Annotated in this window: 12 protein-coding genes and 1 riboswitch; of the genes, 1 reads left to right on the top strand and 11 read right to left on the bottom strand. The window is 73.2% G+C overall.

Translation table 11 applies throughout. From position 1 onward, the window contains the following. Positions 1–15: 15 nt before the first annotated feature. The 9 genes from ACNTMW_RS12335 to thiE form a co-directional block, all read right to left on the bottom strand. A complete protein-coding gene (locus ACNTMW_RS12335) occupies positions 16–1,242 on the bottom strand; it encodes an alkaline phosphatase family protein (RefSeq protein WP_426633602.1) in 1,227 nt (408 codons plus the stop codon). Position 1,243: 1 nt separating this feature from the next. Continuing rightward, positions 1,244–2,005, bottom strand: coding sequence for a methyltransferase domain-containing protein (locus ACNTMW_RS12330; protein ID WP_426633601.1), 762 nt, complete (start codon positions 2,003–2,005; stop codon positions 1,244–1,246). Positions 2,006–2,143: 138 nt separating this feature from the next. Then, positions 2,144–3,778 carry a phosphomethylpyrimidine synthase ThiC gene (gene thiC / locus ACNTMW_RS12325; protein WP_426633600.1) on the bottom strand — a complete coding sequence of 545 codons (1,635 nt, stop codon included), beginning with the start codon at positions 3,776–3,778 and terminating at the stop codon, positions 2,144–2,146. Next, the gene (thiD, locus tag ACNTMW_RS12320; RefSeq protein WP_426633599.1) at positions 3,775–4,566 is read right to left on the bottom strand and encodes a bifunctional hydroxymethylpyrimidine kinase/phosphomethylpyrimidine kinase; all 792 of its coding nucleotides are present in this window, start codon (positions 4,564–4,566) and stop codon (positions 3,775–3,777) included. Before thiD ends, thiC begins: the two co-directional genes overlap by 4 nt. Then, positions 4,563–5,126, bottom strand: a complete 564-nt coding sequence (locus tag ACNTMW_RS12315) for a thiamine phosphate synthase (RefSeq protein ID WP_426633598.1) — start codon at positions 5,124–5,126, stop codon at positions 4,563–4,565. Before ACNTMW_RS12315 ends, thiD begins: the two co-directional genes overlap by 4 nt. Further along, positions 5,120–5,887 carry a thiazole synthase gene (locus ACNTMW_RS12310; RefSeq protein ID WP_426633597.1) on the bottom strand — a complete coding sequence of 256 codons (768 nt, stop codon included), beginning with the start codon at positions 5,885–5,887 and terminating at the stop codon, positions 5,120–5,122. The genes ACNTMW_RS12315 and ACNTMW_RS12310 overlap by 7 nt, the downstream gene beginning before the upstream one ends. Then, positions 5,880–6,080 (bottom strand): sulfur carrier protein ThiS, encoded by a 201-nt coding sequence (gene thiS, locus ACNTMW_RS12305; protein WP_426633596.1) that lies wholly within the window; start codon positions 6,078–6,080, stop codon positions 5,880–5,882. Before thiS ends, ACNTMW_RS12310 begins: the two co-directional genes overlap by 8 nt. Next, the gene (gene thiO, locus ACNTMW_RS12300) at positions 6,071–7,123 is read right to left on the bottom strand and encodes a glycine oxidase ThiO (protein WP_426633594.1); all 1,053 of its coding nucleotides are present in this window, start codon (positions 7,121–7,123) and stop codon (positions 6,071–6,073) included. The genes thiS and thiO overlap by 10 nt, the downstream gene beginning before the upstream one ends. Next, positions 7,120–7,737, bottom strand: coding sequence for a thiamine phosphate synthase (thiE, locus tag ACNTMW_RS12295; RefSeq protein ID WP_426633593.1), 618 nt, complete (start codon positions 7,735–7,737; stop codon positions 7,120–7,122). Before thiE ends, thiO begins: the two co-directional genes overlap by 4 nt. Further along, a riboswitch (TPP riboswitch) is annotated at positions 7,731–7,841 on the bottom strand. Its footprint overlaps the gene before it by 7 nt. Positions 7,842–7,927: 86 nt before the next feature. Between thiE and ACNTMW_RS12290 the strand changes: the two genes are divergently transcribed. Next, on the top strand, positions 7,928–8,908 hold the full coding sequence (locus tag ACNTMW_RS12290; RefSeq protein WP_426633592.1) for an aldo/keto reductase: 981 nt from the start codon (positions 7,928–7,930) through the stop codon (positions 8,906–8,908). A gap of 89 nt (positions 8,909–8,997) precedes the next feature. Here the strand turns inward: ACNTMW_RS12290 and ACNTMW_RS12285 are convergent, their stop codons facing one another. Together ACNTMW_RS12285 and ACNTMW_RS12280 are read right to left on the bottom strand one after the other, a co-directional pair. Beyond that, complete coding sequence (locus ACNTMW_RS12285; protein WP_426633591.1) at positions 8,998–12,318, bottom strand: error-prone DNA polymerase; 3,321 nt, start codon at positions 12,316–12,318, stop codon at positions 8,998–9,000. Positions 12,319–12,414: 96 nt separating this feature from the next. Beyond that, the gene (locus ACNTMW_RS12280; RefSeq protein ID WP_426633590.1) at positions 12,415–13,947 is read right to left on the bottom strand and encodes a DNA polymerase Y family protein; all 1,533 of its coding nucleotides are present in this window, start codon (positions 13,945–13,947) and stop codon (positions 12,415–12,417) included.

Genomic DNA, 13,947 nt, shown 5'->3' with positions numbered 1-13,947 from the left:
TCGACGCCGCGCTGATCAGGGCGTCTTTCCCGTCACCACGATCAGGGGTATCCGCATCTCGGCGGCGGTGTACGAACCGTGGAAGGCGATCATCCGGGCGACGAACGACGGCTCCGACCGGCTCGCCACCACCACGGTGCGGTCGTGGCAGGCGACCACGACGTCGCCGATGCGGGCGAGATGGCGTTCGGGTACCGGGCCGAACCAGCCGGCCGCGACCGCCTCCTCGCGCGGCACGATCCAGGCGCCGTCGCCGAGGACGGACCGCCACGCGGCGATCACGTCGTCGCGCGCCCCCGGCACGGTGTACAGGTACCGCACCCGGGCCTCACCGGCCACCGCCTCCACCCCCGCCCGCAGGCGGGGGTCGGTGTCGAGGTCGAGGCGCCCGTCCAGCGGGATGTCGAGCTGCCCGTGGTCGGCGGTCACGACCAGGGCCGCGTCCGGTGGCAGCCCCTCGGCCAGCCGGGTGACCAGGCGGTCCACGTCGCCGGCCGCCGCCGCCCACTCGCCCGACGCCAGCCCGTGGTGGTGACCGGCGCTGTCAAGATCAGGGTGGTACCCGTAGACCAGTCCGCCCTCGGTGTCCAGCGCGGACAGCATCTCGGCGGCGAGGGCGTCCGCCCCGGCCACGCCCCGGTACCCGGCGCCGCGGTAGGCGGCCACGGTCAGCCCGCTGCCGGCGAAGTCGGCCCGGCTGACCACCGACACCGGCACCCCGGCGGCGGCCGCCCGCTCGAACATGGTCGGCACCGGCTGCCAGGCGGCCGGGTCCGGGTCGTCCCACCAGCGGATGTGGTTGAGGACCCGGCCGGTCTCCGGTACCCGCAGGTTGAACCCGAGGACGCCGTGCCGGCCGGGCGGGGCACCGGTGCCGACGGTCACCAGGCTGGTCGGTGTCGTGGAGGGGAACCCGCTGGTGATGGTGCGCGCCGCGCCGAGCCGGCCGGTCGCCAGCTCGGCCAGGTTCGGCGCGTACGGGGCGGCGAGCGGGAGCTGTTCCTGCCCGAGCCCGTCGACGAGCAGCACCGCCACCCGGCGTACCCCGGACAGCGGTCCGGTCGCCAGGCCCAGCGGGTCGGGTGCACCGGGCAGGCCCAGCGCGCACAGGACGCCCGGCAGCACGTCGGCGAGGCTGTCCGCGCCGTACCCGGGCCGGACGACGTCCAGCCCCGCCGGCCGGGCGGTGTCCATGCCGGCCTGCCGGACGGCCTCGGTCCCGGACGGCCGGACGGCGTCCATGTCAGACGCCCGGGCGGCGGGCGAACAGGTGCAACTGGGTGGCCATCTCCCGGTACGGGGAACGCTCCGAGGCGGCCAGTTCGAAGGCGACCAGCGCCTCGGTCTGCCCCTCCAGGACGGCACCGGGCAGCAGGTCGGCGACCACCCGTACCCCGTGGATCTGCTCGACGACCAGGCCACCGGAGGCGAGCAGGGCGGCCGCGGACTCCCGGTCGAACCGGCGGCGGAGCGTGTCCCGGGCGCCGGTGCGGCCCTCCGGGTCGGTCAGCAGGCCCGCCGCGACGTCAAGGTGGCCGCCGACAGCCCGGGCGAGGACCGCCGCGACCCGGTTGGCGACCAGGACACTGGCCACACCGCCCGGGCGCAGCGTCGCGGAGAGCGCCTTGACCACGCTGGCCGGGTCGTCGACCACCTCCAGCAGGCTGTGGCACAGCACCAGGTCGGCGCTGTCCGGGGCGACCAGGTCGGCCACGGCGTCACCGTCGCCCTGCACCGCGCGTACCCGTTCGGCGACACCGGCCTCGGCCGCGCGCCGGGTCAGCGCGGCGAGCGCGTCCGGGCTGGCGTCGATGACGGTGACCCGGTGCCCGGCGGTGGCCAGTGGCACGGCGAACCCGCCGGTGCCACCGCCGACGTCGAGCACGGTCAGGGGGCGGTTCGCCCGCTCCAGTTCCGCGCGCAGCACCGCCCAGACCACCGCGGTACGCGGCGAGGCGGTTCCCTTGGGCTCCACGCCCCGGAGCCTACCCGTGGCCGTGTTCACGATGGTCACAACACGACCGATCCGGGGCGGTCGCCGGCGGCTCGCGCCCTCATGATCGACACAACTTCCGGGTAGTTGTGGCCATCGAGGCACCCGGAGACCACAATTTCCCGGAAGTTGTGACGATCAAGGCAACGGTCACGGCGCCCGGTAGATCTCCGCGCCGGTCGCGACGAACTCGGCCGCCTTCTCCTTCAGCCCGAGGTCACGCGCGGTCACCGGGTCGACGCCGTGCTGGTCGGCGTACCGGCGCAGGTCCTGGCTGATCTTCATGGAGCAGAACTTCGGCCCGCACATGGAGCAGAAGTGCGCGGTCTTGGCCGGCTCGGCGGGCAGCGTCTCGTCGTGGTACCTCCGCGCGGTGTCCGGGTCGAGCGCCAGGTTGAACTGGTCTTCCCAGCGGAACTCGAACCGGGCCTTGCTCAGCGCGTCGTCCCAGGCCTGCGCGGCCGGGTGCCCCTTGGCCAGGTCGGCCGCGTGCGCAGCGATCTTGTACGCGATGACGCCCTCCTTCACGTCGTCGCGGTCGGGCAGCCCGAGGTGCTCCTTGGGGGTGACGTAGCAGAGCATGGCCGTGCCGTACATGGCGATCATCGCGGCGCCGATCGCCGATGTGATGTGGTCGTACGCCGGAGCGATGTCGGTGGTCAGCGGCCCGAGCGTGTAGAACGGCGCCTCATGGCACCACTCCTGCTGGAGGTCCACGTTCTCCTTGATCTTGTGCATGGGCACGTGACCCGGCCCCTCGATCATGACCTGGACGTCGTACTCCCAGGCGATCTTCGTCAGCTCGCCGAGGGTCTGCAGCTCGGCGAGCTGGGCGGCGTCGTTGGCATCGGCGATCGAGCCCGGCCGCAGCCCGTCGCCCAGCGAGAAGGCGACGTCGTACGCGGCGAAGATCTCGCACAACTCGCGGAAGTGGGTGTAGAGGAAGTTCTCCTCATGGCGGGCCAGGCACCAGGCGGCCAGGATCGACCCACCCCGCGAGACGATGCCGGTCACCCGCCGCACCGTCAGCGGCACGTACGACAGCAGCACGCCGGCGTGCACCGTCATGTAGTCCACGCCCTGCTCGGCCTGCTCGATCACGGTGTCCCGGTAGACCTCCCAGGTCAGCTTCAGCGGGTCGCCGCCGACCTTCTCCAGGGCCTGGTAGATCGGTACCGTGCCGATGGGTACCGCCGAGTTGCGCACGATCGCCTCGCGGGTGGCGTGGATGTGCTTACCCGTGGACAGGTCCATGACGGTGTCGGCGCCCCACCGCGTGGCCCAGGTCAGCTTGGCCACCTCCTCGTCCACACCGGACGTCACGGCCGAGGTACCGATGTTGGCGTTGACCTTCACCAGGAACCGGTTGCCGATGGCCATCGGTTCGCTCTCCGGGTGGTTGACGTTGTTGGGCAGGATCGCCCGACCGGTGGCGATCTCTTCGCGGACCACCTCAGCCGGCAGCCCTTCGCGCAGCGCCACGAACTCCATCTCGGGGGTCACGATGCCCTGACGGGCGTAGTGCAGCTGGGTGACGGTCCGGCCGGGGGCGGCGCGGCGCACGGTCTGCCCGGCGGCGGCGGTCCCGCGGGCCGACTCACTGATCACGTCGCCGCGCTCGGCGATCCAGTGCGCCCGTAGCTCGGGCAGGCCGACCGACGGGTCGCTGCCGGGACCGGACGTGTCGTAGAGCCGTACCGGCGGGTTGTCGCCGGTCAGCTTCACCTCGGCGAACGGCACCCGCAGATCGGGCCGCGAACCGGAGACGTAGACCTTGTGCCTCATGAGAGTGCCTCCCAGGACAGTGGGCCGTGCCCCTCGCCGAGCCGCCAGCCGGCGGACCCGCGCAGGGCGCGATGGACGTAGGACTTGGCACCGTGCAGCGCCGCCCGCACGTCGTCGCCCCGGCTCAACCGGGCGGCGGTGGCGGCGGCGAAGGTGCAGCCGGTGCCGTGGTTGTTGGCGGTGTCGACCCACGGCGCGCGCAGGATCTCGACCTCACCGGCGTGCCAGACGACGTCAACGGCCTCTCCGCCGCCGTCCAGGTGGCCGCCCTTGACGATCACCCACTCCGGGCCGGCCCCACCGAGTTCGCGGGCGGCGGCGACGGCGTCGTCGACGCTGGTGATGTCGCGTCCGACCAGGACTCCGGCCTCCCGCGAGTTCGGCGTCACCACGATCGCCACCGGGAAGAGCTCGTCGAGGTACGCGACCCGCGCCGCCCCGTCGAACAACGGATCACCGGCCGACGAGACCAGTACCGGGTCGACCACCAGCTGCGGCAGTCTCCGGGCCCAGCGGGCCACCACGTGGACGATCTCGACCGTCGCGAGCATGCCGGTCTTGACCGCGGCGACGGGCAGGTCGTCGAGTACGGCGGACAGTTGCTCGGCCACGAAGTCCGGCTCGGTCGCCCGCACCCCGCGTACCTTCGTGGTGTTCTGCGCGGTGAGTGCGGTGATCACGCTGGTACCGAAGACGCCGTGCGCCGCGAACGTCTTCAGGTCGGCCTGGATCCCGGCACCGCCGCCGGAGTCCGAGCCGGCGATGGTGAGCGCGACGGGCGGGTTCACGGCAGCAGCTCCTTCACGACCGCGGCCGGGTCGTCCGCGCGCATCACCGCGCCCATCACGGCCACCCCGGCAGCCCCGGCGGCCCGACACGCGGCGGCCCGCTCGCCGGAATCGACGCCGCCCAGGGCGTACACCGGCAGGCCGGCCCCGGCGCACAGCTCGCGCAGCTTCGTCAGGCCGAGCGGCGGACCGTAGCCGGGCTTACTCGCCGTCGGGTAGACCGGCGAGATCGTGGCGTACGAGCAGCCCTCGGCGGCGGCGCCGGCCAGCTCGTTCGCGTCGTGGCAGCTGCGGCCGATCAGCCCGCGCGCTGCCGCCGGCCACGGGTCGGCGGCAGCGAGATGCCGGCCGTCGGGGCCGGGTACGCGGCCGGCGAGCAGCAATCTCCCCCCGACGTTCGCCAGCAGCGGCTGCAAGCGCGCCGCGAGCACCGCCCGCTCGTCGTCGGGCAGGTCCTTCTCCCGCAGCACCACCGTCCGCGCGCCGCCGCCGACCGCCGCCGCGATCACCTCGAGCAGCGGGCGGCGGGCCTGACGGCGGTCGGTGAAGACGATCACCACGTGGGCATCCCCTCGAAGGGGCTGGACGCGGTGGCGTGCAGCCGCCGCGCGATCCGCCCGGCCCGGTACGCCAGCCGCCCGGCGATCACCGCGTGGCGCATCGCCGCCGCCATCTCCCCCGGCCGCTCGGCGCGGGTCACCGCCGACGCGAGCAGCACGCCGTCACAGCCCAGCTCCATCGCGAGCGCCGCGTCCGAGGCCGTGCCGATCCCGGCGTCCAGGATCACGGGTACGCTCACCGCCTCCCTGATCAGCGCGATGTTGTACGGGTTGCGGATGCCCATGCCGGAGCCGATCGGCGCGCCGAGCGGCATCACGGCCGCGCACCCGACGTCGGCCAGCCGGCGGGCCAGTACCGGGTCGTCGGTGGTGTACGGCAGGACGGTGAACCCGTCGTCGACCAGGGTCTGCGCCGCGCTCACCAGTTCGACCGCGTCCGGCAGCAGGGTGTCGGAGTCGCCGATGACCTCGAGCTTCACCCAGCTCGTCGCGAAGGCCTCACGCGCCAGGTGGGCCAGCTTGACCGCCTCGGCGGCGGTGTAGCAGCCGGCGGTGTTCGGCAGGATCCGCACCCCGGCCTTGTCCAGGACGTCCAGCAGGGTGCCGGGGGCGGTCGGGTCGATGCGGCGCAGCGCCACGGTGACGAGCACGGTTCCGCTCTCCCGGATCGCCTCCTCCAGTACCGCGTGGTTGGTCGCACCGCCGGTGCCGAGGATGAGCCGGGAGTCCAGCTCCTCACCGGCGATCGTGAAGTTATCCACCTTGCACCGCCGTGAGGATCTCGACCGCGTCGCCTCTGCCGAGGGCCGTCGCGGCCCACACCGAGCGCGGCACCACCTCGCCGTTGACCGCCACGGCGACGCCGGTCTCCCGGTTGGTCAGCTCGCTGACCAGGTCGGCGACGCTGGTCGGACCGCTCAGGGTCCGGTGCTCGCCGTTGACTGTCAGGTCCACAGCGCCTCCCTGTCCGGGGTGAAGGGCTTGATCTCCTGCGGCGGCACGCCGGTGACGGCGAGGTCCGCGACCAGGTCGGCCGTGACGGGCGTGAGCAGGACACCGTTGCGGTAATGGCCGGCGGCCACGATGACGTGGTCTTTCAGGACCCCGAGAATCGGGGCGTTGTCCGGGGTGCCGGGCCGCAGCCCGGCCAGGATCTCGGTGATCGGGTACTCGGCGACCTCGGGCAGCAGCTCGGCCGCGGGGCGCAGCAGGTCGAGCACGCCACCGGCGGTCACGGTCGTGTCTGCGCCGCGCTCCTCCTCGGTCGCCCCGATCACCAGCTCCCCGTCGTGGCGCGGCACCAGGTAGACCGGGCGGCTGCGGGCGTACCCGCGGATGACGTGCCGGACCGGCGGGGCCGGCGCTCTCAGCCGTACGGTCTGCCCCTTGACCGGGCGGACCGGCAGGCCGGTGAGGGCCGTCGTGCCGATCCCCGCGGCGACCACGACGCGGTCCGCGTCCAGGTTGGCCAGGTCGGTGACGTTCTGCCGCACGATCCGGTCCTCGCCGACGGCCTGCCGCAGCGCGGTGCGCAACCGGCGCGGATCCACCTGCCGGTCCTGGGGCGCATAGGCACCGCCGCGTACCCGGGGCGACAGCAGGGGCTCGCGTTCGCGCAGTTCCCGCGCGGTCAGGGGGTGCACCGGCTGGCCGGCCCGCTGGTACCACCCGGCGAGGCGGCGTACTTCGCGCAGGTCGTCGCCGGTGAGCGCGACGATCAGCGTGCCCTCGTCGCGGTAGCCCAGCTCGACACCGGTGGCCTTCTCCAGCTCGGCGGCGAAGCCGGGCCAGCGCCGGTTGGAGTCGACCAGGAGGCCCTGCAGCTCCTCCTCGCCGGCCTGGATCTCGTTGGTCGGGGCGAGCATGCCCGCGGCCACGGTGGACGCCGCGTCCCCGCCGGCGTCGTACACGGTGACGTCGAGGCCGCGCTGCACGCAGCGCCACGCGATGCCGAGCCCGATGATCCCGGCGCCGACGACAGCGACCCGCGTGGTCATCGGAGTGCCTCCAGCAGTTCGAGGGTCGCCTTGCCGGGGTCACCGGCCTCGCTGACAGCGCCGACGACCGCGACGCCGTGGGCGCCGGTGGCGGTCAGCTCGGGGACCCTGGCCGCTGTGACGCCACCGATCGCGATCACCGGTACGGTCACCGCCCGCGCGACGGCGGCGATGCCCGCCGGGCCGATCGGGTCGGGCAGACCATCCTTGGTACGCGTGGCGTAGGCGGGACCCACGCCGAGATAGCCGGCGCCGTCGCGTACCGCCTGCCGTGCGGTCTCCGGGTCGCGGGCGGTCGCGCCGAGGACGGCGCCCGGCCCGAGGATCCGGCGGGCCGCCGCCACGGGCAGGTCGTCCGCTCCCACGTGCCCGCCGTCCGCCCCGGCGGCGAGCGCCACGTGCAGCCGGTCGTTGACCAGGCACATCGCGCCGCTTTCCCGGCACATCGCGAGGATCCGGACGGTCAGCTCGTACGCGTCCCGGTCCGTGGCGTCGTCGGAGACCCGTACCTGAACGGTGTCGGCGCCGGCCGCCAGCCCGGCGGCGACGACGGCGAGCGCGTCACGGCCCGGCCGGGTGTCGGTGATCAGGTGCAGCCGCCCGATAGGGGGCATCCATCCTCCCTCCCTGCGCCGGCATGACCCGGATCAGGTTCGACGGTCGGGGGCTCACAGCCCCCCTCTCAGCCCGGTGACACCGGACTCCCGTGGGTTGTTGCTCAGTGGTTGACCCTAGCGACGTACCGGGATCGACACAACGCCGGGCGGGGTCGCCGCCGGATCGCCACCGCGTAAAGATCGAGCCATGGAGTACTCGCGACTTGGCTCGACCGGCCTGAAGGTCTCCCGGATCTGCCTCGGCATGATGAGCTACGGCGACCCCGCCCGGCGGGAATGGATACTTCCTGAGGATGCCGCCGAACCGATCGTGCGCCACGCGGTCGAGGCCGGGATCACCTTCTTCGACACCGCCGACATGTACTCGCTCGGCGTCAGCGAGGAGGTCACCGGGCGATTGCTGTCGAAGCTCTTCCGTAACCGTGACGACTACGTCCTCGCCACCAAGGTCTTCGGCCCGATGGGGCCGGGCCCCAACCAGCGGGGCCTGTCCCGCAAGCACATCATGGCCGGCATCGACGACTCGCTGCGGCGGCTCGGTACCGACTACGTCGACCTGTACCAGATCCACCGCTTCGACCCGGAGGCCCCGGTCGAGGAGACGATGGAGGCGCTGCACGACGTCGTACGCGCCGGCAAGGCCCGCTACATCGGCGCGTCCAGCATGTACGCCTGGCAGTTCGCGAAGATGCAGTACACCGCGGACCTGCGGGGCTGGACCCGGTTCGTGTCCATGCAGAACCACTACAACCTGGTGTACCGCGAGGAGGAGCGGGAGATGATCCCGTTCTGCGCCGACCAGGGCGTCGGCCTGATCCCGTGGAGCCCGCTGGCGCGGGGGCTGCTCGCCGGTAACCGCGGCCCGGGCGGCGAGCGGCGCACGGTACGCGCCAACAACGACCAGGTCGCCGACAACCTGTACACCGACGACGACTTCGCGGTCGTGGATGCCGTCGTGGAGGTCGCCCAGGAGCGAGGCGTGAAACCGGCCCAGGTCGCGCTCGCCTGGCTGCTGTCCCGGCCCGGGGTCACCGCACCGATCATCGGGGCGACCAAGCTCCAGCACCTCGAGGACGCCCTCGGCGCGCTCGACGTGCACCTCACCGACGAGGAGATCAAGCGACTGGAGGCGCCGTACCGGCCGCACCCGATCCGCGGCCACTCCTGATCTCGCCGTCGACCCCACATCCATGATCACGGAGCATTTTCCATGCCAGAACACGGAAAATGCTCCGTGATCATGCGGTAACTGTCGAGTCAGCGGAAGTCCCGGGACCCCGGGCGTACCGGCAGGGTCAGCGGCGCCAGGTGGTCGGCGCGCAGGTTGACCACCCCTTCGACCCGTTCCAGGATCCCGCGCACCATGAGCGCGGGCGACGTCCGCGCGACCTTCCGGTACCGCTGCCACAGCCCCGGCGAGCAGGTCACGTTGAGCATGCCGGTCTCGTCTTCGAGATTGACGAACGTGACCCCACCGGCGGTCGCGGGGCGCTGCCGGTGGGTGACGATGCCGCCGACGTACACCCGCCGGCCGGGCTCGACCGTCCGCAGCCGGTCGATCGGCAGCGCGCCCAGGCGGTCCAGGACCGGCCGGGCGAACTGGGCGGGGTGCGCGTCCGGGGCGAGCCCGGTCGCCCACACGTCGGCGACCAGCCGCTCGACCGCGTCCATGCCGGGCAGCGTCGGCGCCTCGACGCCGGTGGCCGTCCCCGGCAACCGGCCGTCCCGCTCCTGCGCGGCGGCACCGGCCGCCCACAGCGCCTCCCGCCGGGTCAGCCCGAAGCAGGCGAACGCGTCCGCGGTGGCCAGGGCCTCCAGGTGGGCCGTGGTGAGTTCCGCCCGCCGGGCCAGGTCGACCAGGTCGCGGTAGGGGCCGCCGTCGGCGCGTCGCGCCTCGATCCGCTCGGCCACACCCGACCCGAGGGTACGCACGGAGGAAAGCCCCAGCCGGACCACCGGTCCGCCGCGGCCCCACTCGTGCGGCTCGGTCCCCGGGCTCTCGCCGTCGACCGGCGGCTCCAGCACGGCCGGCGCGTTGCTGGCGTTGACGTCCGGCCGCCGTACCGTCACCCCGTGCCGGCGCGCGTCGTCCACCAGGGACTGCGGCGAGTAGAACCCCATCGGCTGGGCGTTGAGCAGCGCCGCGCAGAACGCCGCCGGGTGGTACCGCTTGAGCCAGGCGCTGGCGTACACCAGGTAGGCGAAGCTCATCGCGTGGCTTTCCGGGAAGCCGTAGTTGGCGAACGCGGCGAGCTTGTGGTACAGGTCGTCGGCCAGCTCACCGGTGACGCCATTGGCCGCCATGCCCCGGTACAGCCGCTCCCGGACGGCCTCCATCCGCCCGGTCGACCGCTTGGCGCCCATCGCCCGGCGCAGTTCGTCGGACTCCTGCGGGGTGAACCCGGCCACGTCGATGGCCATCTGCATCAACTGCTCCTGGAACAGCGGCACCCCCAGCGTCTTGCGTAGCGCGTTCTCCAGCAGCGGGTGCGGCACCGTCGGTGGCTCCAGGCCGTTGGCTCGCCGGATGTACGGATGCACCGAGCCGCCCTGGATCGGGCCGGGTCGGATCAGCGCCACCTCGACGACCAGGTCGTAGAACTTTCTCGGCTTCAGCCGGGGCAGGGTGGCCATCTGGGCCCGGCTCTCCACCTGGAACACCCCGACCGAGTCGGCCCGGCAGAGCATGTCGTACACCTCGGGGTCGGTGAGGTCCATCGTGGACAGATCCCAGCGCAGGCCCACCATGTCGTACGCGTAGTGCAGCGCCGACAGCATGCCCAGTCCCAGCAGGTCGAACTTGACCAGCCCCACCGACGCGCAGTCGTCCTTGTCCCACTGCAGGACGGTGCGGTTCGCCATCCGGGCGTGCTCCACCGGGCACACCTCGATCACGGGCCGGTCGCAGATGACCATGCCGCCGGAGTGGATGCCCAGATGCCGGGGAAAGGTCAGCAACTCGTTCGCGTACTCGACGACCTGCGGCGGGATCCCCTCGTGCGCGGCCACCGAACCCCAGTGGTCGAGCTGCTTGCTCCACGCGTCCTGCTGGCCGGGCGAGTACCCGAACGCCCTGGCCATGTCGCGCACGGCCGATTTCGGCCGGTAGGAGATGACGTTGGCGACCTGGGCGGTGTGGCGACGGCCGTAGCGGCGGTACACCTCCTGGATGACCTCCTCACGCCGGTCGGACTCGATGTCGACGTCGATGTCGGGCGGCCCGTCGCGCTGCTCGGACAGGAACCGCTCGAACAGCAGCCCGTGCGCGACGGCGTCGACGTTGGTGATGCCCAGCGCGTAGCAGACCGCCGAGTTGGCTGCCGACCCCCGGCCCTGGCAGAAGATGTCGAGCCGGCGGCAGATCTCGACGATGTCGTAGACGATCAGGAAGTACCCGGGGAAGTCCAACTTCTCGATCATGTCCAGCTCGTACTCGAGCTGCTCGTACGCCTTGGGATACGCGCTGCGCGGGCCGTACCGGCGGGCCGCGCCCCGCATGGTCAGGTGGCGCAGCCAGCTCATCTCGGTGTGGCCCTCGCCCACGTCGTAGGCGGGCAGCCGAGGGGCGACCAGCTTGAGGTCGAAGGCCAGGTCGCGGCCGAACGCCGCGGCCCGTTCGACCGCGCCGGGGAACGCGGCGAAGCGCGCGGCCATCTCCGCACCGCTGCGCAGATACGCCGTACCGGCGGCGGGCAGCCAGCCCGCCATCTCGTCGAGGCTGCGCCGGGCCCGGACCGCGGCGAGCGCCATGGCGAGCCGCCGCCGCGCGGGGGTCGCGTAGTGCACGTTGTTGGTGGCGACTACCGGCAGCCCGGCCGTGTCGGCCAGTTCGGCGAGGACCTCGTTGCGCTCGTGGTCGTCCGGGTGGGCGTGGTCGGTCAGCTCGACGGCGACGTGCTCGGCACCGAACAGCGCGGTCAACCGGTCGAGCTCGGTGGCCGCCGCCTCGACGCCGCCGGCCAGCAGCGCCGCCGGGACGTGGCCCTTGCGGCAGCCGGTGAGCACGAGCACGTCGCCGCGCAACGCCGCCGCGACCTCGTCGAGGTCGTAGACCGGCCGCCCCTTCTCCCCTCCGCTCAGGTGCGCCTCGGAGATGACCCGCGACAGCTTCGCGTAGCCGGCCGGCCCCCGGGCGAGTACGAGCAGGTGCCGGCCGGCCGGATCGGGCTCTCCGTGCTGCGGGCCGGGCAGCCCCAGCGACAGCTCCGCCCCGAAGATCGTCCTGATGCCCAGTTCCCGGGCTGCCTCGGCGAAGCGCACCACGCCGTAGAACCCGTCGTGGTCGGTGATCGCCACCGCCTCCAGCCCCAGGCGGGCGGCCTGCTCGACCAGCTCCTCCGGGTGGCTGGCACCGTCGAGGAAGCTGAAGTTGGAGTGGCAGTGCAGCTCGGCGTAGGGGACCGCGCCCTCCGGTCGGTCGATCTCCACCGCGCGGTAGTGGTCCCGTTTCCGGCTCCAGGCCGGCGAGTCTCCGCCGTCGGGACCGTCGGCGAGCGGGTCCAGGACCGGCGGCATGCGCCGCCCGGACAGCACCCGCTCCATCCGCGACCACGGCACGTCCGGATTATTGAATCCCATGATCGTCACAACTTTCCGGAAGTTGTGGCCTCAGAGGGCCCCGATGACCACAACTTCCCGGAAGTTGAGGTGATCTTGTCAGTCAAAGTGATCGTGTCAGTCATAGACGGCCTCCAGCACCCACCGGCCACCGGCCAGCGCCAGCAGCAGCGCCCGGCCGTCGGCGAGCAGCATCTGGAACCGCACCCGCCGGTCGGCCTCGTCCGGCGCCCACCACCGCTCGTCGACCGGCCACGGGCCGGCCCAGCCCCACACCTCCACCGGACGGGCCTTCCCGACGGCGACCAGCGCCGGTTCGCCGGTCACGGCCAGCCGTCCGGTGACCCCGACGGGCGCGCCGTCGGCGGTGGTGACACTCACCGGTACCGGCTCGGGCAGGACCGTCGCCGGGGCGGGCGGCGGCAACCGGCCCGGCCACGGCTGCTCGCCCGTACCCGGCGCGACACGTTCGTCGCCCCACGGCACCAGCCGGACCCGGTCGGCCGCCGACCGCCCACCCCCGAGTTCCGCGGTGACGACGGCCTCCGGCCCGAGCAGCCCCTGCACCCGGGTCAGCGCGCGGTGCGCCCGGTCGCGCTCGGCGCCCGCCTCGCCCCACAACCCGAGTTGCAGGCCGGCGTGCTCGACCACCCCATCGGGTACGAGACGCAGCCGGGTCAGGGCCGCGGTGGGCACCGACCGCTTCCCCGCCGTGGTCAGCCAGCCGTCGAGCTGCCAGCGCACCCGGTCGGCGATACCGGCGGCGCTCAGCAGTCCGTCGTGGCGCCAGGTCCGGTACAACTCCTCGCCGTGGACGGTGAGCGCCTCGATCCCCAGGCGAGTGCAGGCCAGCCCGTGCGCGGCGAGGCGCTCGTACAGCCGCTCGGCGAGCGACCGGGCGGCGAACGCGGCGGCGTCGACCCGGTCGACCGGCTCGTCGAACGTCTGCGTCACGTCGAGGGCGGGGGGCGGTTGGCGGGGGGCGAGCGGCCGCTCGTCCCGCCCCGCGGCCAGCTGATGGGCGAGGGCACCGTCGAACCCGAACCGTGCGAGCACGTCGCCCGCGGGCAGCGCGGCGAAGTCGCCGAGGGTGCGGATGCCCAGCCGGCGCAGCAGGTCGACCAGGCGGGGGCGGGCGAGGACCGCGACGTCGATACCGGCCAGGAAGGCGGGCGTACCGTCGGGAGGGACGAGCCGGCCGGCACGCGCGGCGAGGGTGGCGGCGAACACGCTGTCGGCGATCCCGGCCTGCGCCTCGACGTCACACACCTGCGCGACGTGTTCGACCAGCAGTTCCGCGGCGGCCTCCGCACCACCGAAGTACCGGGACGGGCCGCGGGCGGCGAGGGCGCAGACCCCCGGCCGGACGACCTCGACGCCGGCGGCCATCTCCTCGACGGCGGCCAGTACCGGTTCGAACGCCCGGGCGTCGCGGCCGGCGTCGTGGTCGACGACGGTCAGGTCGGGACAGCGGCCCTGCGCTTCCCGCCGGCGCAGTCCGCGCCGTACCCCCTCGGCCCGGGCAGCCGGCGAGCAGGCCAGCACCCGGCCGGCGTGCAGGACGGCCACCGGCCCGCGCGCGGGTACGCCCTCGACGATCTCCACGGCGATCACCGGCCAGTCCGGACACCACAGCACCAGCGTCCGCAC

Origin of the sequence: Planosporangium spinosum, assembly GCF_049999945.1 — a bacterium.
GTDB lineage: Bacteria > Actinomycetota > Actinomycetes > Mycobacteriales > Micromonosporaceae > Planosporangium > Planosporangium spinosum.
The sequence above is the reverse complement of the archived record's forward strand: the minus strand, read 5'-3'. Positions and strand labels throughout refer to the sequence as shown.